Source organism: Rossellomorea vietnamensis, assembly GCF_008180415.1.
Lineage (GTDB): Bacteria > Bacillota > Bacilli > Bacillales > Bacillaceae_B > Rossellomorea > Rossellomorea vietnamensis_C.
Genome location: NZ_VTEI01000001.1, coordinates 1 through 21,657, shown reverse-complemented (window position 1 = coordinate 21,657; position 21,657 = coordinate 1). Strand labels below are relative to the sequence as shown.

The window sequence follows — 21,657 nt, the reverse complement described above, 5'->3', positions numbered from 1 at the left end:
CAATGCGTTTACATCAAGCAGTAAGTAGAACTTTATTATGAGATGTCTTATATGGATATCTGACAGGAAAGAAACTGCTTTTAAAAAAACTTAAAAAAGTCTTTACTTTATCTTCATAATGCTTTAATAATTGAAAGGGGTTTTTGTTGTTTGATGTCGAAATCTTTATTTAGGGGTTGAAATCTTTGGAACTAAATTGGCAAGAGATGTTATTTCAATTTTTTGGCGGTCTTGGAATTTTCCTGTTTGGTATAAAATACCTTGGAGATGGATTGCAGAAATCTGCAGGTGACCGTTTAAGGGATATTCTTGATAGATTCACTACCAATCCTTTTATGGGGGTTCTGGCAGGTATAATTGTTACGATTCTTATTCAATCCAGCAGTGGTACCACTGTCATTACAGTCGGGCTGGTTAGTGCAGGTTTCATGACGCTCCGCCAAGCAATCGGTGTCATCATGGGTGCGAATATTGGTACAACCGTTACGGCATTCATTATCGGTATCGATATCGGTGAATATGCCCTGCCGATCATTGCAGTTGGTTCTGTCATGTTATTCTTCTTTAAACATAAGAAGGTTCAGTACCTCGGACAGATCGTGTTCGGGTTCGGAGGCCTTTTCTACGGCCTTGAGCTTATGAGTGGAGGAATGAAACCTCTTCGATCTTTAGAGGCGTTTACAGATCTTACAGTAAGCATGAGCTCCAATCCAATACTTGGTGTAGTCATTGGTACATTGTTCACCGTAATAGTACAGAGCTCTTCAGCTACAATTGGAATCCTTCAAGGTCTTTATTCCGAAGGTCTTGTAGATATCAACGCTGCATTGCCTGTCCTGTTTGGAGATAATATCGGGACTACTATCACAGCTGTGCTGGCTGCGATCGGGACATCTGTGGCTGCGAGGAGAGCTGCGGCGACTCATGTGTTGTTCAACTTAATCGGAACGACACTATTCCTGATTATTCTCCCGCTGTATCACAGACTTATAGAATTTTTACAGGAAGCCTTGAACCTGAATCCTGAAATGACGATTGCTTTTGCACATGGTACTTTCAATCTGACGAATACTATTATTCAGTTTCCTTTCATCGGCCTGCTGGCACTTATTGTGACCAAGCTAATCCCGGGAGAGGATGCACTAGTTGATTACAAAGCGAAACATTTGGATCCTATGTTTATCGAACAGTCACCTTCCATTGCCTTGGGCCAGGCTAAGGAAGAGGTCCTGCGCATGGGTGAGTTTGCGGTAAAAGGATTGGAAGAGTCAAATAACTTCCTCAAGACTAAACAAAGCAAGCATTCTGACGTGGCTTATCAGATTGAAGACGCGATCAATAATCTGGATAAGAAAATCACGAACTACTTAGTAGAGATTTCTTCTGCTTCATTGACAGAAGCAGAATCTGAAAAACATTCTATTTTGATGGATACAGTCAGAGACATTGAACGAATCGGTGACCACTTTGAAAATATTTTAGAATTAGTTGAGTATCAGCAGGCAAACAAGGTGAAAATCACCGAAGATGCCATGGCTGACTTGGATGTCATGTTTGTCTTAACAATTGAAACTGTCAAAAAAGCTATTTCTTCCTTGGATCTTAACGACCATGGCCTTGCCAGGGAAGTTGCTGAGAAAGAAGATATGATTGACAAAATGGAACGTAAATTGCGCAAGCAGCATATCCTTCGACTTAATGAAGGCTTATGTTCCGGCCAGGCAGGAATCGTATTCGTAGATATCATCAGCAACCTTGAGCGTATCGGCGACCATGCGGTCAATATTGCAGAAGCGGTATTAGGAGAAAACGATTAATTTTGAGTGTATAATAGGACTGACCAGAGGGACTCCCTCTTGGCCAGTCCTTTTGTTTTAGGAGGAAATAAATTTGGAGATTATTTACTGGGGTATTATCATTTTGTTAATCGCAGCTTCATTTATTGGATTAGTCTATCCGATAATTCCGAGTGTGCTGGTTTTGCTGGGAGCCTTTCTTCTATATGGAGTGCTCTTCAGCTTTGAACCATTCAGCTTGTTGTTTTGGATTATTCAAGGTTTGTTCGTTGTGCTGCTATTCGGGGCGGACTATGCAGCGAATCTTTTTGGAATTAAAAGATATGGAGGCACCAAAGCGGGCATCTGGGGAAGCACAATAGGATTGATTATAGGTCCTTTTGTCATTCCGGTAGTCGGTATTATTGCCGGACCATTCCTTGGTGCGGTGCTGGGTGAAATGCTGGTAAACCGGACAGGATTCAAGCAGGCGCTTAAAGTTGGAACTGGGTCTCTGATCGGGTTCATTTCAAGTGTTTTTACCAAAGGGATTATACAGACCATTATGGTTATTTATTTTGTTATAGTCATATAAGGAGAGGGAGCATGAGGTAAGGGAATCTAACGTGAGCATCTGGGGTTTTAAAAGTTGAATAAGAAGTGAAGAAGACAATTATGTGCAGTCTAAAGGAATGTCCGGTGTCGAGTCAATATTGTTTTTTATCGAAACAGGTCCTCGCTGCTACTGACTGGGATTCTTCCTTTTTAATGTAAGGTGACCCACAGAGACATTCATATTTATAAAATCTTTTGAAGTAAGCCTCATTTACAACAACAGCAGCAGAATGAAAATCAGAATGCCGGGCCGCATCAGATAAAATGCAGAGTTCTGCCATCCACAGTTCAGTCACCTGAATTTCCATATGGATAATAGAGGAAACGAGTAAAACTTTTAAAGACTCTAAAGAATAAAGCGGATTGTTTTGGTGATGATAAACATGTCATCAAACTATTATCTATCTGGGTTTTTATTATCCGAGCATTTCGTTTGATGGAATAAGCTAAATTTGGTAATCTAAAAAAGAACAAGGCGGAATCAATAAGGATTCCAAATATTACATAGGGAGGAATATATCATGGCATTTGAATTACCGCAACTACCGTATGCTTACGATGCACTAGAACCTCATATCGACAAGGAAACAATGAACATCCACCATACGAAGCACCACAATGCTTATGTAACTAAATTGAACGATGCACTTCAAGGAAACGACGAACTTCTAAGCAAATCAGTAGAAGAAGTTGTTGCAAACCTAGATGCTGTTCCAGAAGGTGCACGCACAGCAGTCCGCAACAACGGCGGCGGCCATGCAAACCACTCTTTATTCTGGACGATTTTGTCTCCAGAAGGCGGCGGAAATCCTGAAGGTGAACTTGCAAGCGCTATTGAAAGCAAGTTCGGCAGCTTTGAAAAGTTCAAAGAAGAATTTGCTGCAGCAGGCGCAGGCCGTTTCGGTTCTGGCTGGGCTTGGCTTGTAGTAAACAATGGCGAGCTTGAAGTAACAAGCACGTTAAACCAAGATTCTCCTTTAATGGATGGTAAAACTCCTATTCTTGGATTGGACGTTTGGGAGCACGCTTACTACCTGAACTACCAAAACCGCCGTCCAGACTACATCAATGCATTCTGGAATGTAGTGAACTGGGAAGAGGTTACTAAACGTTACAACGCAGCAAAATAATTGACTGTGAAAGAGGATTCCTTACTAGGGATCCTCTTTTTTATGCCCTCATAAAGCGTATTCCTTTTTGCCTTCTCATTTTGACAGCAGTCTTAAGTACCTTCTTTTTTTAATGGGTATAAGTTAGGCCTCTTTTTCAAAAAATAAGCTTACGAAAAAGGGGAGTAATAAAAAATGACCAGGTTTAAAAGGCTTTTAGGCGATATCGAATTAAAAAGGGATATAATGTTTTTGCTTCTGATTGGTGGACTGTATTCCATGAGTGTGGCCTTATCGAACACCTTTGTAAACATATATTTATGGAAACAGTCCGGTGAATTTATAGACCTAGGAATTTATAACTTAACGGTTGTTATTTTTCAGCCGTTAACCTTTATACTGGCCGGCAGATGGGCCAAAAAAATTGACAGGGTAATCGTATTGAGAATAGGTGTCATTTTTTTGGCCTCTTTCTATTTATCTGTCCTGTTTTTTGGAGAAAATGCAGGTGAAAACCTGGTGATTCTGGGTGCGCTCCTTGGAATTGGTTATGGTTTCTACTGGCTGGCTTTCAATGTCCTAACTTTCGAAATCACCGAACCGGAAACACGTGATTTTTTTAATGGATTTTTAGGAACATTAACCTCGGCAGGCGGAATGGTAGGCCCAATTCTTGCGGGGTATATCATATCAAGGTTTACATCCTTTCAGGGATACACGATTGTCTTTGGCCTCTCATTAGGACTTTTCTCACTGGCTGTCATTTTAAGCTTTTTCTTAAAAAGACGTCCGGCTCATGGAAGATATTGTTTTACGAGGATACTTAAAGAGAGAAAAAATAATGAGAACTGGAAATTGATAACAAACGCTCATTTCTTTCAAGGTCTGAGAGAAGGGACTTTCATATTTGTTATTTCGGTGTTTGTTTTTATCAGTACGGGAAGTGAGTTTGCAATAGGTACCTTTGGATTGGTTAATTCAGGGATTGCTTTTATCGGCTACTTTTTGACTTCAAGGCTGATCAAAAAAAGATACCGAAAAAAGTCGATTCTGATAGGCGGTTTAATTTTATATGCAGCCATTTTCTTGATTGTATTTGACTTAACCTATGCCAGGCTTCTTATGTATGCTGGAATCATTGCTGTAGCTTACCCTTTGCTGCTTGTTCCATATATTTCCATGACTTATGATGTGATTGGGAAAGGGTGGAAGGCCGCAGAGATGAGAATTGAATACATTGTGGTCAGAGAGATTTTTCTTAACTTAGGAAGAATTGTTTCCATATTAGCATTTATCTTTGCTATAACATTCTTCAATGAGGATAAAAGTATCCCAATCCTGCTGCTCATTCTAGGTTCCGGCCACAGTCTAATCTATCTTTTCATCAGAAAAATTAATTTGTCCATGACTTAGTAATACAAGCGGAGAGGGACGCCCTTTCTGCTTGTTCTGGTTAGAGGGGTGGCATCAGATCTACTAAAAGCGAAACGGCTGTTGTCCGAAGTGTTCACAGACAGCATGGAATCTCCAAAAAGATAAATCGGCAAATCGGTATAGTAACAAATGTTCAATCTTGAACGCAGAAAATGCAAAAATGAAACAGCCCGGAGTATTTGCATTCCTCCGCAAAATTACTCTAACTGCATTAAGAAATCTTGCATTTAATGCAGCAATCCTTCTGAATCTAAATTTATAGGGGCTGAACTTAACGCACTTTTTTGATTTTAACGGGTACTTAAACACGGCTTTCACTAAAAACAAATTGGAAAAATTTAATTACATATCCATCAGTTGTTATGGGTGGAAAAGGTTCTTTTTTTTCTATACTATAGAGTATATGAGAAAGAATATTTATTTTTGGAATTAATATCGAGGAAGGATTGGAAAAGCTTGAAAAACACTAAGAAAAAGAAAAAGACACATGTGCCTGCTCGGATGAACATCTTGTTTTTTGGAGTCTTTTTATTATTTTCTTTACTGATCCTGCGGCTTGGACTGGTGCAGATCGTTTCGGGTGAAGAATATAAGCGGGAAGTGGAAAGAACAGAAGATGTATTAGTCAATAACAGCGTGCCAAGAGGGAAGATTTACGACCGGGTTGGGAATGTTATTGTCGATAACACACCGATGAACGCCATAACTTATACAAGGACCCAATCTACAAAATCCGAAGATATGATCAAGGTGGCCCGCAGCCTTGCCCAATTGATTGAAATGGATACAGAGGCTGTGAGGGACCGGGATAAGAAAGATTATTGGATGCTGATCAACAAAGAGGAAGCTGATGAAAAAGTTTCAGCAGAAGAGAAAGCGGAAATCGGAAGAGATGAGGATCTATCTCAAGATGAAATTAATGCTAAAATTTATCAGCTGACTTTGGATAGAATCACAGAAGCTGATCTGAACTCTCTGTCTGGGCAAGACCTAGAAGATCTTGCCATCTTCCGTGAAATGAACAGCGGATATGCTCTTTCTCCACAGATGGTCAAGAATAAAGGTGTCACTCAAGAGGAATTTGCCAGAGTGAGTGAGCATCTGTCTAAACTGCCGGGCGTGAATACGACGACAGACTGGGAAAGGACTTATGTATTCGATAAGACGCTAAGATCCATCCTTGGAAATGTGTCTTCTTCCAGAGAAGGACTTCCAAGGGAAATGGTAGATTACTATTTAGCAAGAGACTATACACGTAATGACCGGGTGGGGCAAACTTACCTTGAGCTTCAATATGAAGATGTTTTAAAAGGGCAAAAAGAAAAAATCAAAAATATCACTAAAGACGGAAGTGTCCTGGAATCCGTTCTGATGCAGGAAGGTCAGCGCGGAAAAGATGTTGTCCTGACAATCGATATGGAATTGCAGCAGGAAGTGGAAAAAATCGTCACAGAAGAGCTGCTGAAAAATGTCCGTAATCCACAGTCCTCCCATCTTGACCGGGCTTTTGTAGTCTTGATTGATCCGAATACAGGTGAAGTCCTGGCGATGGTCGGAAAGAGATATGCCAAGGATCCTGAAACAGGAGAGTATGGGATTCAGGATTATGCACTCGGCACATATACGAGTTTTTATGAGGTTGGATCAGTTGTTAAGGGTGCAACAGTATTGACTGGTTATATGACTGGTGTGCTTCAGCCTGGAGAAACCATCCTCGATGAACCAATTAAGGTTAAAGGCACACCTATTAAAAATTCCTGGTATGGAAGAGAACGTTCATTGACTGACCAGCAAGCCCTTGAGGTATCTTCCAACGGCTACATGTGGAAGGTCGCTATGAGGATAGGAGGCAATCCTTACTACGTTCGCGATGCAGCGATCAGCGGGGATGCCAATGACCTTGATAACATGAGGAACCATTTTGCCCAATTCGGTCTTGGTGTCAACACAGGTATTGATCTGCCCGGTGAAGTGAATGGATACAGGGGAACCTTTTATACACCAGGGAACATGATGGACTTTGCGATCGGGCAGTTTGATACGTATACACCTATGCAGCTTGCTCAGTATGTCTCAACGATAGCCAATGATGGATACCGAGTACAGCCGCACATCCTCAAGGAGATCCGCAAGCCGACGGGCGATAAAGAAAACATGGGGCCAATCGAGACGGTCAAACAGCCTGAAATCCTGAATAAGGTTAATGTCACACAAGCTCAGATGGAAAATGTTCAACAAGGGTTTTACCGTGTCTACCAATACCCTGATGGTACAGCCTATAAGGAGTTCCATGATGCTCCTTATGTAGCTGCTGGTAAATCAGGTACAGCTGAAGCACGTTATAGAGACCCGGCAACAGGAAACTACTACGACACGTATAATACAACGTTGATCGGCTATGCTCCGTATGACCAGCCCGAAGTTGCTTTTTCTACGGTTGTGCCGTGGTCTCATAATGGCCGGCAAGATCCTTACATTAACAAAGACATTTCTAGAAGAGTTATGGATAAATATTTTGACTTGAAGAAAGAACGTGAAGAAGAGGGATTGAACTCTACAGAAGTAGAGCGGAAAGTTGAAAATGTTGATGAAGCAGAAGAACTGCAAGAAGAAACAAGAGAAGAAAACGCAGCAGGTGAAAGCACTACTTAAGAAGAGTAAGCAATTGGAGACCTTCCGTGAATGGAAGGCCTCTTTTTTTTTGAATAGATTCCAGTTTATATCAAATAATAGCTATAATTCGATATAATTTCCCGGAATTTTTTTACTTTAAGCAAGAAATAAGTCGAATTTACAAAAGCTTTACAATCGATTAAAACCGGATTAACACTTCTCTATTATTCTATTACTCGTAGGACAAAAACAAAAATTTCTTTAGGGGGAATTTAGGAATGAAGAACTTCAAAGGACTACTTCTTTTAGTAGTAATGGCAGCACTAGTAATGTTCACGGCTGCTTGTGGATCTAACAATGGAAACAATGCTGCTAACAATGGCGGTAACACGAACACAGGAAACAACGGCGGCAACGCTGATAGCGAAGAAACAGCTTCACTTGAAGGAAGCGTTGTAATCGATGGTTCTGGTACTGTATATCCGTTCATGGCTCAAATGGCTGAAAACTATATGGGTGAAAATGGTGACGTTTCTGTAGAAGTTAGCCGTGCTGGTACATCTGCAGGGTTCAAAAAGTTCTTAGTTGAAGAAGGCGGAACAGATTTCAACGATGCTTCCCGTGAAATTAAAGACGAAGAAACAGCTACAGCTGAAGATCTTGGTATCGATGTCATGGAATTCCAAGTTGCTCTTGATGGTTTGACATTCGTAATCAACCCTGAAAATGACTGGGCAACTGAAATGACTCAAGAAGAAGTTGTGAACATCTTCCTTGCTGAAGGTGGAGTAACGAAATGGTCAGATATCAACCCTGACTGGCCGGCTGAAGAAATCAAGCCAATGGGTCCAAATGAAAACCATGGTACAAATGAATTCATGTTCGAAACAATCATGGAAGAGAAGGATTTTGTTGACAGTGTAAATCTACAGCAGGAATACTCTACTCTAGTTGATCTTGTATCTAAAGATAAGAACGCGATTGCATTCTTCGGATATGGTTACTATGACAATAACAAAGATAAAGTCAGTGCTGTAAATGTTGACTTTGGTAATGGTCCTATCGAGCCTAGCCTTGACACAATAGGATTGAGCGAAGATGCTGCATACAACCCATTCACACGTCCAGTATTTACTTACTTGAACGTTAACATGGCTAAAGAGAAGCCTCAAGTTCTTGACTATGCTAAATTCACAATGAACAACGCTCAAGATGTAGCGGCTGCAACAGGTTTTGCTCCACTTTCAGACGAAACAATCGAAGAGAACCTTTCTAAATTAGAAGAAATCCAATAATAATTTAGTAACGAAAAACATGCTCGGAAGATGAGAAGGTAACTCTTCTCATCTTCTTGTGTGTTATTAAAATAAGAGTAATTTTCTTCCTCAAGGGATGAAGGATGAAAGGGGTTATCAACCATGAAGGATTCTGGAACGAATGGCAAGATGAATGTTCGGGAAATGATTGAAGAAAAGAAAAATACACTGAACATTAATTCTGTTATGGAAAAATTCATTCCGAAATTCTTATTTGCCATTGCGGCGATATCGATTTTCACGACTATTGGAATTGTTTTTACCTTATTAGCAGAAACAGTTAACTTTTTTAGGAATGTTCCCTTCTTGGACTTTTTCACAGGTACAGAATTGAATCCAATCGGAAGAGAACCGCAGTTTGGGGTACTGCCGTTGCTCACTGGTACGATTATCTCTTCTGTCATTGCTATGTTTGTTGCAATTCCAGTGGGATTAATGTCTGCTGTATATTTAAGTGAATATGCTTCAGACAAAGTAAGAAAAACACTGAAACCGATATTGGAAATTCTTGCGGGGATTCCAACTATCGTATATGGATTCTTTGCATTTACATTTGTGACTCCTCTAATAAGATCATTTATTCCTGCGGTAGAGCCTACGAATATCCTCAGTCCAGGAATAGTAATGGGAATCATGATCATCCCAATGGTGGCATCTCTTTCTGAGGATGCGATGAGTTCTGTGCCCAACTCAATGAGAGAAGGAGCGCTTGCACTTGGAGCGACAAAACTCGAAGTAACCTGGAAAGTAGTTATTCCTGCTGCTATTTCTGGAATAATATCTTCCTTTGTACTTGGTATATCCCGTGCGATTGGAGAAACGATGATTGTTACGATTGCTTCTGGAAGCAATAAGAATTTCACGTTTGACATTACCCAATCCATGCAGACTATGACTGCTTATATAGTAGAGGTAACCGGTGGAGAAGCAGCAGCCGGAACAACGATTTACTACAGCTTATACGCTGTGGCGATGACTTTGTTTGTGTTCACTTTGATCATGAACTTGATTGCACAATATATTTCTCGTAGATTCAGGGAGGAATATTAATTATGAAGTATGTAAACGCAGAACAAGTACAAAAGCACATGGGCTTGCGCTTATTTAAAAATAAGCTGGCAAGAACTCTATTCCTATTATCTATCCTATTCGGACTGGTCGTATTGGTAACATTGATATACCGTGTTGCTTCTGACAGTATCGGCTGGATTGACTTTGGATTTCTATCAGGAAAGCTTTCAGTAAACCCTGATAAGGCTGGAATCCTGGGAGCCATTCTTGGAACGGTCTGGCTTATGATTGTCGTAGCGCCAGTGACGATGTTCCTTGGTGTTGGTACAGCAATTTACCTTGAAGAATATGCAAAAGAAGGAAAGCTAAAGAGCATTATTCAAACAAACATTAGTAATCTTGCTGGTGTACCATCTGTAGTATTTGGTATCCTCGGATTGACTGTATTTGTCCGGATGGCTGATTTAGGTAACATTATCCTTGCCGGGGGCTTGACGATGTCCTTGCTCGTTCTTCCAATTGTTGTTGTGGCAAGCCAGGAAGCGCTTAGAGCAGTGCCGCAATTCTTAAGGGAAGCATCATATGGAATGGGCGCTACCAAATGGCAGACTGTCAAAAATATTGTTTTGCCTACAGCTATACCGGGTATTTTAACAGGTGTAATACTAGCTCTATCACGTGCAATTGGTGAAACAGCACCTCTTGTCGTTATCGGTATACCTGCATTATTGATTCCACTGCCAGAAGGCGTTTTTGACAAATTTACTGTAATGCCAATGCAAATTTACTATTGGACAGTTGACTCTGCTTTGACTGATGAATATGCCTATTTAGCAGCGGCTACGATTGTTGTGTTATTGATTGTACTGTTCGCGATGAACTCTATTGCAATCATTATTAGAAACAAGTTTCAAAAGAGATTCTAATTTTTGGAGGTTTTTTCAATGGCAGTACTATCTGGTAACGAAAAGAAGAGCAAAGTCACTTTAAAAGAAGATACAACGGTAAGCCCAAAGAAAAGCGTAGTTTATGAAACAAAAGACCTTAATCTTTGGTATGGAGAAGACAAAGCGCTAAAAAATATTAACCTTGCGATAAACCAAAATGAAGTAACAGCAATTATCGGACCGTCCGGGTGTGGTAAATCCACTTTTATTAAAACATTGAACAGAATGGTGGAACTGATTCCCGTAGTGAAAATTTCCGGCGATATCAGCTACAGAGGGAAAAGCATCTTGGATAAATCCTTTACAGTTGAGGATTTGAGAACAAGAGTCGGAATGGTGTTTCAAAAACCGAATCCGTTCCCTAAATCAATCTACGACAATGTAGCTTATGGACCGAGGATCCATGGCATCAAAAATAAAAAGGTATTGGATGAAATTGTAGAAAAGAGTCTGCGTGGTGCGGCCATCTGGGATGAAGTCAAAGACCGCCTGAAGGAAAACGCCTATGGGCTTTCCGGCGGACAGCAGCAGCGTCTGTGTATTGCCCGCTGCCTGGCCATTGAACCGGATGTCATCCTGATGGATGAACCAACTTCAGCACTTGATCCAATTTCTACACTGAAAGTGGAAGAACTTGTGCAGGACTTGAAAAAAGATTACAGTATTATCATTGTTACGCATAATATGCAGCAGGCTGCACGTATCTCTGATAAGACAGCTTTCTTCTTGAATGGAGAGGTCATTGAATTCGATAAGACTGATACTATTTTCTCTACTCCGAGTGATAAGAGAACAGAGGATTATATTTCAGGCAGATTCGGTTGATCATGGAAATATCCTTAGTTTATCAGCTAAGGATATTTTCATATGGGTTCCGAGGGTGAGACAACAGAAGGACAGTGACAGAACCATAATGGATAGATCATTTATTACTTAAAGTGGAGGGGTATGTATGGCCAGAGGACAGTTTGATGAAAGCTTGCAAGACCTGCAGGCAAAGTTAATGGAACTTGGAAGACTTGCGAACACTGCTCTTGACATGAGTGTCAAAGCTCTTGAAGAACAGGATATTGAAAAGGCTTTGGAAATCATTGAAGATGACACCCATGCAGATTTGCTGGAAGAAGAGATCAATGATATTGCTATTCTGCTTATCGCCAAACAGCAGCCAGTGGCAACTGACCTGCGGAGAATCATTGTCACAATAAAAGTGGCATCGGACATTGAAAGGATTGCCGATTTTGCAGTTAATATAGCAAAGTCTACAATCAGAATCGGCAAGGAACCGCTGATTAAGCCAATTAAAAATATTAAACAAATGTACACTCTTACTTCTAACATGATTAACCTGACACTTGAATCTTTTGTTGAAGAAGATGTAGTCAAAGCGAAGAAGATTGCTGATTTAGATGATGAAATTGATGATCTGTACGGAGAGACTATCCGGGAGCTGCTTACATTAAATAAACAGCAGCCTGAGTTCACTGATCAGATTACACAGCTATCCTTTATCTGCCGCTATCTTGAGCGCTCAGCAGATCATGCTACCAACGTCGCTGAAGGTGTATTCTATCTCGTTAAAGGAAGACGATTCGATTTAAATTCCTGATCATAGAAAAAGGCAGCCCACTTGCGGCTGCCTTTTTACTTTGTTAATAATGTTGATATTTCCTCAAGTGTCATTTCTGAATGTAGCTGATAGTCACCTATCTGAATTTTATCGGCACGTCCACTTTTCACCAGGTAGCTGTTAAAGTCACTTGCATTTTTAATGATTCCTTTGCTTTCAAGCTCATCGCTAATTTCGATGGGAGTCATTCCTGAGGAAACGGTCAGTGTTATCTCAGTTCTTGCATCTTCTTCAACTTCGGTTTCTTGTTCTCCAGATACACTGTCTTCACTCAGTGTATTTATCTGCTCCTCAAGATCTCCGATTTTTTCCCGTTGATTCCTTGCTTCTTCCTCAGTCAAAACAACATAACCCTGCTCTTCCAGCGTCTCCCTGGAATCACCTTTGTCTTCGGTACCATAAGAGAATATGATCAAGAGGATGGCAGAAAGCAAAAGACCTGAAGCGAAAGACCTTGTGTTTTGTTTATTCATGATGACTCCTTTCAGACGCTGCGATTACGGATGATTTCCTGTACATCCATTACTGGCAATGCAGATTGTTTGGCGATTTGCTCCATATTCATTCCTTGAGCATGAAGTGCCAGTACCTGATTTTTCACTATCTCATGTACCTTCTTTTTAGGACGCTGGGGCGGGGGTGCTTGGAAGACGGGACCTTCATCCATTAGCAGCTCTTCTTCAAGAACCTTCAGCCTCTTTTTCAGTGTGTAATTTTCCTGAAGGAAGTTCATAGAAAGCTCTTCTACATCTTTTTCCAAAGTTTTATATCGGTCTCTTTGAAAAAAAGAGATGATAAAAAGCAGAGAGGAAAGGGAGAGAAGGCTGATGATCACGATTGTCATAAGTTCACCTCGTATGAGTTTGCTACCTACTAGTTATAGCACAGTTTTCCGTATTTCTCTATACCGTTCAATAGACTTTCATCTTCTAGATTGCAGGCGGATCCCTTAAGGTGTGTTGGGCTAAATTAATATAGGTTCTTTGCTCGTAATTTCTTATTATCGCTCGCATTTATGTATAATGCGCTCGTATAACTGTATATCCCGCTCACAGCAGGGTTGCAGGGTTATAAATAGCAGTTACCGCTCGCCTAAATCTCAAATAGGTCTTAGGGAAGTTTGGACGTATAAGGAATTTGGTAGTTATTCCTCTGATAGAATAACTGAATTTTATAGAAGAGTCCTCCTTATTAATACGCTGTTTCTCATAAATTTTGGTTTTAGGAAAACCTCCAAGTGCCGGATTTTCCCCCTTGAATCTGAGTTTTACTCTCCAACCAAGGAGAGTATCTCTTATCTTGCTTGCTTATCAGGTTATATCCGTTCAATTAGGGAGGTAGTCTTCAAAATTAATATGCAATAGCAACAAAGTGTACCAAAAAAGAGATTATTAATAGAAGAAACTTGTCGTTTTCCGCTGTTTAATTGGACGAAAAACCAATATACCAGCTGTAAACGAATTTTTTTTGCTCTTTTTTCATTGTCTTGATGCAGGGAGGCAGAATGCGACAAAATGCGTTTATTGTAGGTTTTTGCCCTTGGTGATACCATTAAATGGACGAATAAATATTGTACCCAATGCATATAACCACAAATTGATCTCAGAGGTGAAAAGAATGCTGCAGCAAATAATTGAATACCGTAATCAGGGAATGTCTTTCAGAAAGATTGCGAAAGAAATGAATACAACAGTCGGAAAAGTACAGTATCAATGGGTGAAATTTCAAAAGGCCCTTGGAGATTCCCAAACACCTGTTGCGGCAGCCTCAGAAAATACTGAGATGGTGTCCAAGCCTAAAAGGCAGGGGAAATATAGAGCGAGAATCTCTCACAAAGGCACAAAAGCTAAGCCGTTAATATCTGAATTGACCGCAGTTTTCTCAGACAGCACAAGAATCCTATGTTATTGGAACATCCCGAGGGCGATTATTAAGCAAGTGAAGGAGTTTCATGGGGTTAAGGAAAACCAATCTCTATATTGTCTCAGAGTATTTGATATCACCTCCATTGCCTTTAACGGACACAATCACCATAGCTATACTGATATTATTATACATCCGCACACAGGACACTGGTTTATTAACAGCCTCAAACCAAACAGGTCTTACTGTGTTGAATATGGGATAGTTGACCAGGGAGGCAGGTTCACGGGAATAACACGCTCTAATGTCATACAAACCCCTCGGACTGGCCATGAACAGGACTATCACCCGCTTAATGCACTTCAGGACTTTGAAGCGGGCAAAGCACAGACCCCTCAATGGGTGGAACATGTAAGTACCTATTCGTATTACGTGAAAAACTAGGAGGAAGCCATGGAAAAGAAACCTATATCCCTTATGATCTTATCTAATACAGTTTCCCTGTTCCCTTCAGATATAAAAAAAAATATGGAACTGATCCAACAACTATTACAAGAATGTCTCGTGCTTTTCGATAAGACAGACAAAGAAGGAAAGAGTTTACTTTATGTCATCAACCCGCTGGTTGTCGACTGGCTATCCACAAACGAAGCTAAGGAACTTATAGAAAAATACTTCCTGTCTGCATTACAAATTCAGAGAAACCACGAAGGTGAAAGTATGGAGGAGCTTTACTCTCTATGGGTAAGAATGAATCGGGATATCCCTTCTGGACTAAACATGCTTCAAGAAGAGAAGAGGATTACTATTATTCCTTCGGCTTTAACCAACTTCCCGGTTACCCACCTTGTGACAGGATGGGGAATAAGGATGATGGTGCAGCAAGCTTTACTGCTTCATAGAAAGCACTTCACTAAAGGTCCCAAAGGTTTCTGGCTGCCTGATTGTGCTTATACTCCGGGGATCGACCTTTACTTGATCGAACTGGGCATCGAGTATTCCTTCATTTCTGAAACCACTTTCATTTTCAGTGAGAAAGGTGATGGAGATGCAGGTATGCTAGGGACCCCTCGAGGACTTATGCTCCTTCCTGTCAGTTTAGACGAGAACAATCGCCACTTGACAGCAGTTGATGGCAGCGGGGAGATTAAGGGACGTGTCGAAGAGCTCTGTGAATACTGCGAAATGGAGTACAGTGAAAATTCACTTTTAGATGAAAAGAGCACTCTGACAAGGGCGAGTTTTGGTTACCTTGGGATGGATCAAGGAAAGGCAATTCTCTCTGACGAAGTACTCATTGGATTGCTAGAACTTCATGAAATGGAAAGAAAGCTGAAGGAAATCACCCAATCTGACTGTGCAAGCGGCAGGGTTGTAAAGCAAATGATCAGGGAATGGATATCCTGTTTGCACCATCTGCTTAAAGAAGAAAAGATGGAAGAATCTTATCTGCAGGCATTCAGAGAGCTTGAAGAACAGCGGAAAGGAAAAAAGGAAGACAGCAGCCTGCTGGAATATAGAGAGAGTGTTGAATACCTGCCAATAGAGATAGAGAATTCGATTGTTGAGGATATGACATCTGTTTCTGGACAACGCACTGTCTTGCTTCTTTCCTGGGAGTACCCTCCCAACATTGTAGGCGGCTTATCCAGGCACGTTCATGACTTGACCAAATCCCTTGTGAAAAAAGGGTGTAAAGTCATTCTGTTGACGGCATCAACGGATGGTGCACCGGCGTTTGAAGTAGATGAGGGAGTACATGTATACAGAACAGGCCCGCTTCATCCTATGGAAGATGATTTTCTTCATTGGGTGTTTCAGCTTAATCTTTCTTTTATTGAGAAAGCCGGTGAAATATTCCGAACAGAAGAAATTGATCTGATTCATGCCCATGACTGGATTGTTGGAAATGCGGCATGCATGTTGAAACTTCATTATGGAGTGCCTCTTCTGACGACTATTCATGCCACTGAACATGGCAGAAATCAAGGTATATACACTAATTTACAGCAGCAGATCCATGAGGAGGAGAAAATGCTCGTGGGCTCTTCTGACAAAGTGATCATCTGCAGTGAACATATGAAGGAAGAACTCTATGAATTAGAGCCGAGAAAGGACCTCCCGGTTTCTGTCATCCCAAATGGTGTTAATCTCCATAATGTCAATCAAGAAGCGGGATATCTTAAGGATCAATTCAAAAAAGTAAATTACTACTTTTCAATAGGAAGAATAGTGCATGAAAAAGGGTTCGAAACCATTATCGAAACAGCGGGAATGATCAGCAGGGAAAAAGGGATACACTTTGTCATCGCCGGCAAGGGGCCTCTTCTGGAGTCCTTCCGAAATAGAGTAAGGGAGAATGGGCTGGAGGAATTCGTTCATTTTCTGGGTTATGTCAGCGATAAGGAAAGGAACGCCTTTCTTTTCCACAGTGAAGCCGTAATCTTCCCAAGTTTTTATGAACCTTTCGGCATTGTTGCCCTGGAGGCAATGGCGGCAAAAAGGGCAGTAATAGCATCTAAGACAGGCGGACTTAAGTCTCTGGTGGAACATGGGCATGCAGGACTGTTGTTCGATCCAGGTGATGCCCGCAGTTTAGGTGCATGCATTTTAAATCTGGAAGAAGAGGAAGAGCAGAAGAAACAAATGGGGGAAAATGGGTACAAAATGGCCGAAACGATGTTCAGCTGGGAGCGTATTTCCAAACAGACGCTGGAGTTGTATGATGAATTGACATTGCAGCACAAGGTGGAGGGATCGGTGTTATGAAGGGTGTCATATTGGCAGGCGGCAGAGGGACACGCTTGAAACCTTATACACTGTCCATCCCTAAACCGATGGTGACTATTATGAATAAGCCCATACTGGAATACAATATCGATTTAATGAAGGAGAATGGAATATCTTCCATCATGGTCACGACTTGCTATAAGGCAGAGAAGATATCAGAGTACTTTGGGGATGGAAGTAAATTAGGAGTAAGCATCACTTACTTACAGGAAGAACTTCCCCTTGGGACCGCAGGAGGGGTTTTTGGCTCAATTGATTTTCTGGATGAGGCGTTTGTGGTAATCAGTGGCGATGCTTTTACAAGCCTGTCCTTGCAAGAGGCAATCCAATTTCACCAGCAAAACGACTCTTTATTGACAATCGTGGGGAAAGAGCTTGATGTTCCTCAAGGGTATGGAATATGTAAAACGGATAGCGAAGGAAGGTTGACAGAGTTCATCGAAAAACCCCAGTCAGGACAGATCGACAGTAATTTGGTCAATACCGGAATCTATATTGTCGAACCAGAATTGTTGAGGAAGTACCGCTTTGAGGGTGAAACGGATTTCAGCAGGGACGTATTTCCGCTTATGCTGGCAGAACAGGAAGACATCTTCGTGTTCCGGACTAAAGATTATTGGCGTGATATCGGCAGCCCTGAAGAATATAAACTGGCAAGGGAAGAGTTTCTTACCGGCCAAATGAAAGATATAAAAGAAAGGGTCGGCGCAGGCATTATGGATGAATTCGTAACAGTGAGGGATGGATTTGAGAATACCCTAAAGTATCTGACACGGATGATGGTTGCCTGTCCAGACCACCAAAAGCAGAAGGTTATCACTAAATTGGTGGAAGAACAAAGAGACGAACCGGTCCTGAACCTTGATGGAATCTTGATTTCACATAGTATGGGAGGCTGGACCAGAATCGTCGATCAGCCAAGCAATGGTTTTATTATCTACTCAAAAGCTGAAAGAAGAAATCTGGCCAAGGAATTTGCGGGCTACTATTTCAATAAAATCAAACAATGGCAAAAGGTGTAGAGGAAGATGAAAATGAAAATGAATGTATCTCATGCAAGGGTATATAAGGAGCCTAAGGACACCATCACAAACTTTCATTACGAGATATTCGCCTATTGTGAAGAAAGCGGTAGAAATGAATCTCAGCAGCTTACAAATTTTGCTGATTGGAAGGACTTCAATTGTGCTGTTCAGGAAGACAGCAGCACTGAAGGCAGTATTTTGACATTTTCAGTTGAAAACAAAAAAAGAATCCATCGCAGGCTTAAGTTATTCTTACTTTTGGACTGGAGAACAGCTGGGACTGAAAGACTGAGCTTCATTTCGCCTGATGATCATCTCGTCCACCATTATTCATCAACCCGGTCATCCTTGGTCGACTATCAGGTGGATAATAGCATCGGAATGGTCCGGAGGTCACTATATCCGCTTACCGCTCGCGGGATTTCCCATTGGAAGGAAACTTTGAAAACCGGCTCTATTCCTTATCAGCCTCTACTTAAGGGACCTGCTTTGACGGTGGCTTCTTTTGACCTATTGTTTTCGCCCTTACAGAAAATCCAGGGCCATGTAATTGGTGCTGAGGCAGATTCGAGGGAAGATCTGCGAAAATTCCACAAACACTTGAAAAACAGACTAGCATTTCATTTAAAAAAGTGATATTATAAAAAAGTCGTATGAACAGATGAAGATAGCTAAGTTTGGAGGGAAATAACAATGCGTGTAAACATTACTTTAGCTTGCACAGAAACTGGTGAGCGTAACTATATTACTACAAAAAACAAACGTAACAATCCAGACCGTTTAGAGCTAAAAAAATATTGCCCTAAATTAAAACGTGTAACATTGCACCGCGAAACAAAGTAAGCAGCCAGGATTTTTCCTGCTGCTTTTTTTGTTGCTTTGGAAATTATAAATTAGTCTTTGTAGACAACTTTAACTATGTTGTCCGCGTCCAGCTTCAGCGCCTAGCCCCTCGGGGTCAAATAACCCAAAGAGAATAAAAGGATAGAGCGCCTTTTTTTCTCTTTGGAACATTTGCCTGTCGAGGCTGATCAAGGCGCTTCCGCTTTTGATACGTCCAGCTTCAGCGCCTAGCCCCTCGGGGTCAAATAACCCAAAGAGAATAAAAGGATAGAGCGCCTTTTTTCTCTTTGGAACATTTGCCTGTCGGGGCTGGTCAAGGCGCTTCCGCTTTTGTTCTTGTAAAGAAAGCTTTATTTCCCGTATGGGATGAGTTTTAACTGTCATTATAGGGCCCCTCAGAGAGTTTCCTTGCGGAGGCAAGGCCCGGGTATAACACTTTTTTCTGCGAAAAACTGACTTTAAGGGGTGATCTCATAAATGGATAAAAGAGATCTTCGAAACAAGCAAAAAGAACTGCTTTCTTCTTTTGACAGACCTGCATACGAACACAAATCTTTTCTTATTGCCAATGAATTGTATAAAACGGAAGAATGGGCTACAGCTCAGACAATTGCTTTAACTGTATCGAATTTCCCAGAAGTGGATACTTGGCAGATTATTAGAAAAGCATGGGAAGAAGATAAAAGAGTCCTTGTGCCAAAGTGCTCTCCTAAAGACAGAAGGCTCGACTTTTATCAGTTAGCTTCATTTGCTGACTTGGAGAAGGTATACTTTGGGCTGTTGGAACCAAATCCGGATAAATGTACTTTCGTAGAAAAGGATGTTATTGACTTGGTCATCGTTCCAGGCTTGGCATTTATGAGTAGCGGCTATAGATTGGGATTTGGCGGAGGCTATTATGATCGCTTCTTGGAAAACTATCAGGGCAGGACATTGTCCCTTGCTTTTCACGAACAAGTGATGGAGGAAGTGCCAATTGAACATTTTGATATTCCGGTCGGCAAAATAATCACTGAGGGAGCAGTCCTGAATTGTGAATGAGGCTAACCTACTATTAATTTTAGCCGTCAGCTTTTTAGGATGGAAGACGAAGAACTTAAGTGGCAGCGGAGCTATTGCAGCCTTTTTCACCGGGATAACAGTCGTGTCTGCGTTTGGCTGGAAGGGGCTCATTGTCCTGGGGGCGTTCTTTGGGACGAGCAGTTTATGGTCAAAATTCAGAAGCAGTGCCAAAGCAGAAATTGAGAAAAAACTCGCCAAGACGTCTGAAAGGGATTGGCAGCAGGTAGTGGCTAATGGAGGAAGTGCGTTGATCTTTTCACTTCTTTATATCATAACGGACGATGCTGTTTACATGCTGGGAGCATTTACGTCACTTGCCGCTGCCAATGCTGATACTTGGGCTTCTGAAATAGGGCCTTTGAGCAAAAGCGATCCTATTTCTATCAGAAATCTGGCAAGAGTGGAGAAGGGATCTTCAGGGGCAGTTTCTTTACTGGGAACGCTCGCAAGCCTGGCTGGTTCTTTGTTGATAGCTCTCATATCTATACTGCTGTTCAAGGAGATTTCAGCCGAGGCAGCTGTAATTATTACATGTGCCGGCTTCTTCGGCAGTCTGGCTGATACCATACTGGGAGCTTATGTGCAAATAGAGTACCGCTGCCGTCGGTGCGGGCTGGAAACAGAATCACCGGAGCATTGCGGAGTTAAAGCAGAAGGATTGAAAGGATTCTCCTTTATAAACAATGAATTCGTCAATTTTTCTTCCAGTTTTCTCGCTGGTTCTCTGACTATCATGATTTCTAATGTGATTTGCTGAATTCTGAAGGTTGATATTTTTTATGTTTTGTAAATTGTCAACTCAAGTCGAACACGGCAAGAAATTCATGAATACCTCAAATGGCGTATTATAATTGAGCACTTTCCGGGGGACCTGGTTAAACGTCAAGAGAAAATCCATGATGTCCTTCTGGGTCATCCGGCTGAAATCGGTTCCTTTTGGGTATGTGCGCCTAATGCGCCCGTTACTATTTTCGTTGGTGCCACGCTGACCTGGTTTTCCGGGATCCGAGAAGTAAAAGGGAACCTCCAGCCCTTTTTCGACTTCTTCCCAAAGATGAAATTCCTTGCCGCGGTCTGCGGTGATGGACTTTACCACTTTTTTTGGCAAGTTCTTCAACACRTGGATGATGGACTGTGCRGTTTCACTCGCCGTTTTCGCCGCCAGCTTATAGATAATCTCAAACCGGCTGGTACGCTCGGTCAACGTGAGAATCTGACTTTTGTGTGACTTGCCGATGACTGTATCGACTTCCCAATGCCCGACTTGACTTCGGGGCGCACTACGAGCATGAATCTTTTTAAGACGGGGCATCTTGCCTCGCGTTTCCGTCATGTTGTTTTTCAACTTCCGCCCTTTTCGAATCAGAAGTTTTTGGGACAGCTTAAACAGGCCGAGGGCAGCGTACCGGTAAATGCTTGATACACTGATAGGAAAAGATTTCTTATGCATTTTCCTATACCTGCCTACAATGCTTTCCGGCGACCAGCCCAGCTTGAGTTTGGATAAGATATAGTCGACATCTTTTTGATCGACCGTGCGTCTAGAGCCACAGTTTTCCCGCTTGGCATCGTAGTCGAGCTGAGCCTGCAGGGCATTATAAKGCTTACAGCGTTTTAGCTCGTA

Annotated in this window: 21 protein-coding genes; 17 read left to right on the top strand and 4 right to left on the bottom strand. The window is 41.6% G+C overall.

Annotated features, from left to right (window positions below; genetic code table 11):
- The first annotated feature begins 206 nt into the window (after positions 1 to 206).
- From FZC78_RS00105 to phoU, 10 genes are all read left to right on the top strand, one after another.
- Entirely contained in the window at positions 207 to 1,817 is a 1,611-nt protein-coding gene (locus FZC78_RS00105) for a Na/Pi cotransporter family protein (protein WP_148938114.1), read from the top strand.
- A gap of 73 nt (positions 1,818 to 1,890) precedes the next feature.
- The gene (locus FZC78_RS00100; RefSeq protein ID WP_148937682.1) at positions 1,891 to 2,370 is read left to right on the top strand and encodes a DUF456 domain-containing protein; all 480 of its coding nucleotides are present in this window, start codon (positions 1,891 to 1,893) and stop codon (positions 2,368 to 2,370) included.
- Between the two features lie 541 nt (positions 2,371 to 2,911).
- Entirely contained in the window at positions 2,912 to 3,520 is a 609-nt protein-coding gene (locus FZC78_RS00095; RefSeq protein WP_148937681.1) for a superoxide dismutase, read from the top strand.
- 174 nt (positions 3,521 to 3,694) lie between these two features.
- Positions 3,695 to 4,912: an MFS transporter gene (locus tag FZC78_RS00090; RefSeq protein ID WP_148937680.1), complete on the top strand. Its 1,218-nt coding sequence runs from the start codon at positions 3,695 to 3,697 to the stop codon at positions 4,910 to 4,912.
- A 522-nt stretch (positions 4,913 to 5,434) separates the two neighbouring features.
- The gene (locus FZC78_RS00085; protein ID WP_148938113.1) at positions 5,435 to 7,585 is read left to right on the top strand and encodes a penicillin-binding transpeptidase domain-containing protein; all 2,151 of its coding nucleotides are present in this window, start codon (positions 5,435 to 5,437) and stop codon (positions 7,583 to 7,585) included.
- Positions 7,586 to 7,824: 239 nt separating this feature from the next.
- Positions 7,825 to 8,841, top strand: a complete 1,017-nt coding sequence (locus FZC78_RS00080; protein WP_148937679.1) for a PstS family phosphate ABC transporter substrate-binding protein — start codon at positions 7,825 to 7,827, stop codon at positions 8,839 to 8,841.
- Between the two features lie 123 nt (positions 8,842 to 8,964).
- Entirely contained in the window at positions 8,965 to 9,912 is a 948-nt protein-coding gene (gene pstC, locus FZC78_RS00075) for a phosphate ABC transporter permease subunit PstC (RefSeq protein WP_148937678.1), read from the top strand.
- 2 nt (positions 9,913 to 9,914) lie between these two features.
- Positions 9,915 to 10,799 carry a phosphate ABC transporter permease PstA gene (pstA, locus tag FZC78_RS00070; RefSeq protein ID WP_148937677.1) on the top strand — a complete coding sequence of 295 codons (885 nt, stop codon included), beginning with the start codon at positions 9,915 to 9,917 and terminating at the stop codon, positions 10,797 to 10,799.
- 18 nt (positions 10,800 to 10,817) lie between these two features.
- Positions 10,818 to 11,645, top strand: a complete 828-nt coding sequence (pstB, locus tag FZC78_RS00065) for a phosphate ABC transporter ATP-binding protein PstB (RefSeq protein ID WP_148937676.1) — start codon at positions 10,818 to 10,820, stop codon at positions 11,643 to 11,645.
- Positions 11,646 to 11,772: 127 nt separating this feature from the next.
- A complete protein-coding gene (gene phoU, locus FZC78_RS00060) occupies positions 11,773 to 12,429 on the top strand; it encodes a phosphate signaling complex protein PhoU (RefSeq protein ID WP_148937675.1) in 657 nt (218 codons plus the stop codon).
- A gap of 35 nt (positions 12,430 to 12,464) precedes the next feature.
- Here phoU and FZC78_RS00055 read toward each other — a convergent pair whose 3' ends face one another.
- Entirely contained in the window at positions 12,465 to 12,923 is a 459-nt protein-coding gene (locus tag FZC78_RS00055; RefSeq protein ID WP_148937674.1) for an endolytic transglycosylase MltG, read from the bottom strand.
- 11 nt (positions 12,924 to 12,934) lie between these two features.
- A complete protein-coding gene (locus FZC78_RS00050; RefSeq protein ID WP_148937673.1) occupies positions 12,935 to 13,294 on the bottom strand; it encodes a hypothetical protein in 360 nt (119 codons plus the stop codon).
- 773 nt (positions 13,295 to 14,067) lie between these two features.
- Between FZC78_RS00050 and FZC78_RS00045 the strand changes: the two genes are divergently transcribed.
- The 5 genes from FZC78_RS00045 to rpmG are packed head-to-tail and all read left to right on the top strand — an operon-like array spanning position 14,068 to position 18,971.
- On the top strand, positions 14,068 to 14,757 hold the full coding sequence (locus FZC78_RS00045; RefSeq protein WP_148937672.1) for a DUF4912 domain-containing protein: 690 nt from the start codon (positions 14,068 to 14,070) through the stop codon (positions 14,755 to 14,757).
- A gap of 9 nt (positions 14,758 to 14,766) precedes the next feature.
- Entirely contained in the window at positions 14,767 to 17,082 is a 2,316-nt protein-coding gene (locus tag FZC78_RS00040; protein ID WP_148937671.1) for a glycosyltransferase, read from the top strand.
- Entirely contained in the window at positions 17,079 to 18,125 is a 1,047-nt protein-coding gene (locus FZC78_RS00035) for a nucleotidyltransferase family protein (protein WP_148937670.1), read from the top strand. Before FZC78_RS00040 ends, FZC78_RS00035 begins: the two co-directional genes overlap by 4 nt.
- A 6-nt stretch (positions 18,126 to 18,131) precedes the next feature.
- Positions 18,132 to 18,764 carry a hypothetical protein gene (locus tag FZC78_RS00030; RefSeq protein WP_148937669.1) on the top strand — a complete coding sequence of 211 codons (633 nt, stop codon included), beginning with the start codon at positions 18,132 to 18,134 and terminating at the stop codon, positions 18,762 to 18,764.
- Between the two features lie 57 nt (positions 18,765 to 18,821).
- The gene (gene rpmG / locus FZC78_RS00025; protein ID WP_064091498.1) at positions 18,822 to 18,971 is read left to right on the top strand and encodes a 50S ribosomal protein L33; all 150 of its coding nucleotides are present in this window, start codon (positions 18,822 to 18,824) and stop codon (positions 18,969 to 18,971) included.
- A 69-nt stretch (positions 18,972 to 19,040) separates the two neighbouring features.
- On the opposite strand, the gene FZC78_RS24085 is transcribed toward rpmG, so the two are convergent.
- On the bottom strand, positions 19,041 to 19,355 hold the full coding sequence (locus tag FZC78_RS24085) for a hypothetical protein (protein WP_252183456.1): 315 nt from the start codon (positions 19,353 to 19,355) through the stop codon (positions 19,041 to 19,043).
- Positions 19,356 to 19,448: 93 nt separating this feature from the next.
- Here FZC78_RS24085 and FZC78_RS00015 point away from each other — a divergent pair, with 93 nt between their 5' ends.
- Together FZC78_RS00015 and FZC78_RS00010 are read left to right on the top strand one after the other, a co-directional pair.
- Positions 19,449 to 20,012 carry a 5-formyltetrahydrofolate cyclo-ligase gene (locus FZC78_RS00015; protein ID WP_148937668.1) on the top strand — a complete coding sequence of 188 codons (564 nt, stop codon included), beginning with the start codon at positions 19,449 to 19,451 and terminating at the stop codon, positions 20,010 to 20,012.
- Positions 20,005 to 20,790 carry a DUF92 domain-containing protein gene (locus FZC78_RS00010; protein WP_252183455.1) on the top strand — a complete coding sequence of 262 codons (786 nt, stop codon included), beginning with the start codon at positions 20,005 to 20,007 and terminating at the stop codon, positions 20,788 to 20,790. The genes FZC78_RS00015 and FZC78_RS00010 overlap by 8 nt, the downstream gene beginning before the upstream one ends.
- A 42-nt stretch (positions 20,791 to 20,832) precedes the next feature.
- Here the strand turns inward: FZC78_RS00010 and FZC78_RS00005 are convergent.
- On the bottom strand, positions 20,833 to 21,657 hold an 825-nt coding region (locus FZC78_RS00005; RefSeq protein WP_148937666.1), incomplete at its 5' end, for an IS30 family transposase.

Coding starts and splice junctions, on each gene's coding strand:
- FZC78_RS00050 (WP_148937673.1), bottom strand. CDS start 13,294: ATGACAATCGTGATCATCAGCCTTCTCTCCCTTTCCTCTCTGCTTTTT.
- FZC78_RS00055 (WP_148937674.1), bottom strand. CDS start 12,923: ATGAATAAACAAAACACAAGGTCTTTCGCTTCAGGTCTTTTGCTTTCT.
- pstC (WP_148937678.1), top strand. CDS start 8,965: ATGAAGGATTCTGGAACGAATGGCAAGATGAATGTTCGGGAAATGATT.
- FZC78_RS00105 (WP_148938114.1), top strand. CDS start 207: ATGTTATTTCAATTTTTTGGCGGTCTTGGAATTTTCCTGTTTGGTATA.
- FZC78_RS24085 (WP_252183456.1), bottom strand. CDS start 19,355: ATGACAGTTAAAACTCATCCCATACGGGAAATAAAGCTTTCTTTACAA.
- FZC78_RS00045 (WP_148937672.1), top strand. CDS start 14,068: ATGCTGCAGCAAATAATTGAATACCGTAATCAGGGAATGTCTTTCAGA.
- FZC78_RS00015 (WP_148937668.1), top strand. CDS start 19,449: ATGGATAAAAGAGATCTTCGAAACAAGCAAAAAGAACTGCTTTCTTCT.
- FZC78_RS00040 (WP_148937671.1), top strand. CDS start 14,767: ATGGAAAAGAAACCTATATCCCTTATGATCTTATCTAATACAGTTTCC.
- FZC78_RS00030 (WP_148937669.1), top strand. CDS start 18,132: ATGAAAATGAAAATGAATGTATCTCATGCAAGGGTATATAAGGAGCCT.
- phoU (WP_148937675.1), top strand. CDS start 11,773: ATGGCCAGAGGACAGTTTGATGAAAGCTTGCAAGACCTGCAGGCAAAG.
- rpmG (WP_064091498.1), top strand. CDS start 18,822: ATGCGTGTAAACATTACTTTAGCTTGCACAGAAACTGGTGAGCGTAAC.
- pstB (WP_148937676.1), top strand. CDS start 10,818: ATGGCAGTACTATCTGGTAACGAAAAGAAGAGCAAAGTCACTTTAAAA.
- FZC78_RS00035 (WP_148937670.1), top strand. CDS start 17,079: ATGAAGGGTGTCATATTGGCAGGCGGCAGAGGGACACGCTTGAAACCT.
- FZC78_RS00090 (WP_148937680.1), top strand. CDS start 3,695: ATGACCAGGTTTAAAAGGCTTTTAGGCGATATCGAATTAAAAAGGGAT.
- FZC78_RS00080 (WP_148937679.1), top strand. CDS start 7,825: ATGAAGAACTTCAAAGGACTACTTCTTTTAGTAGTAATGGCAGCACTA.
- pstA (WP_148937677.1), top strand. CDS start 9,915: ATGAAGTATGTAAACGCAGAACAAGTACAAAAGCACATGGGCTTGCGC.
- FZC78_RS00085 (WP_148938113.1), top strand. CDS start 5,435: ATGAACATCTTGTTTTTTGGAGTCTTTTTATTATTTTCTTTACTGATC.
- FZC78_RS00095 (WP_148937681.1), top strand. CDS start 2,912: ATGGCATTTGAATTACCGCAACTACCGTATGCTTACGATGCACTAGAA.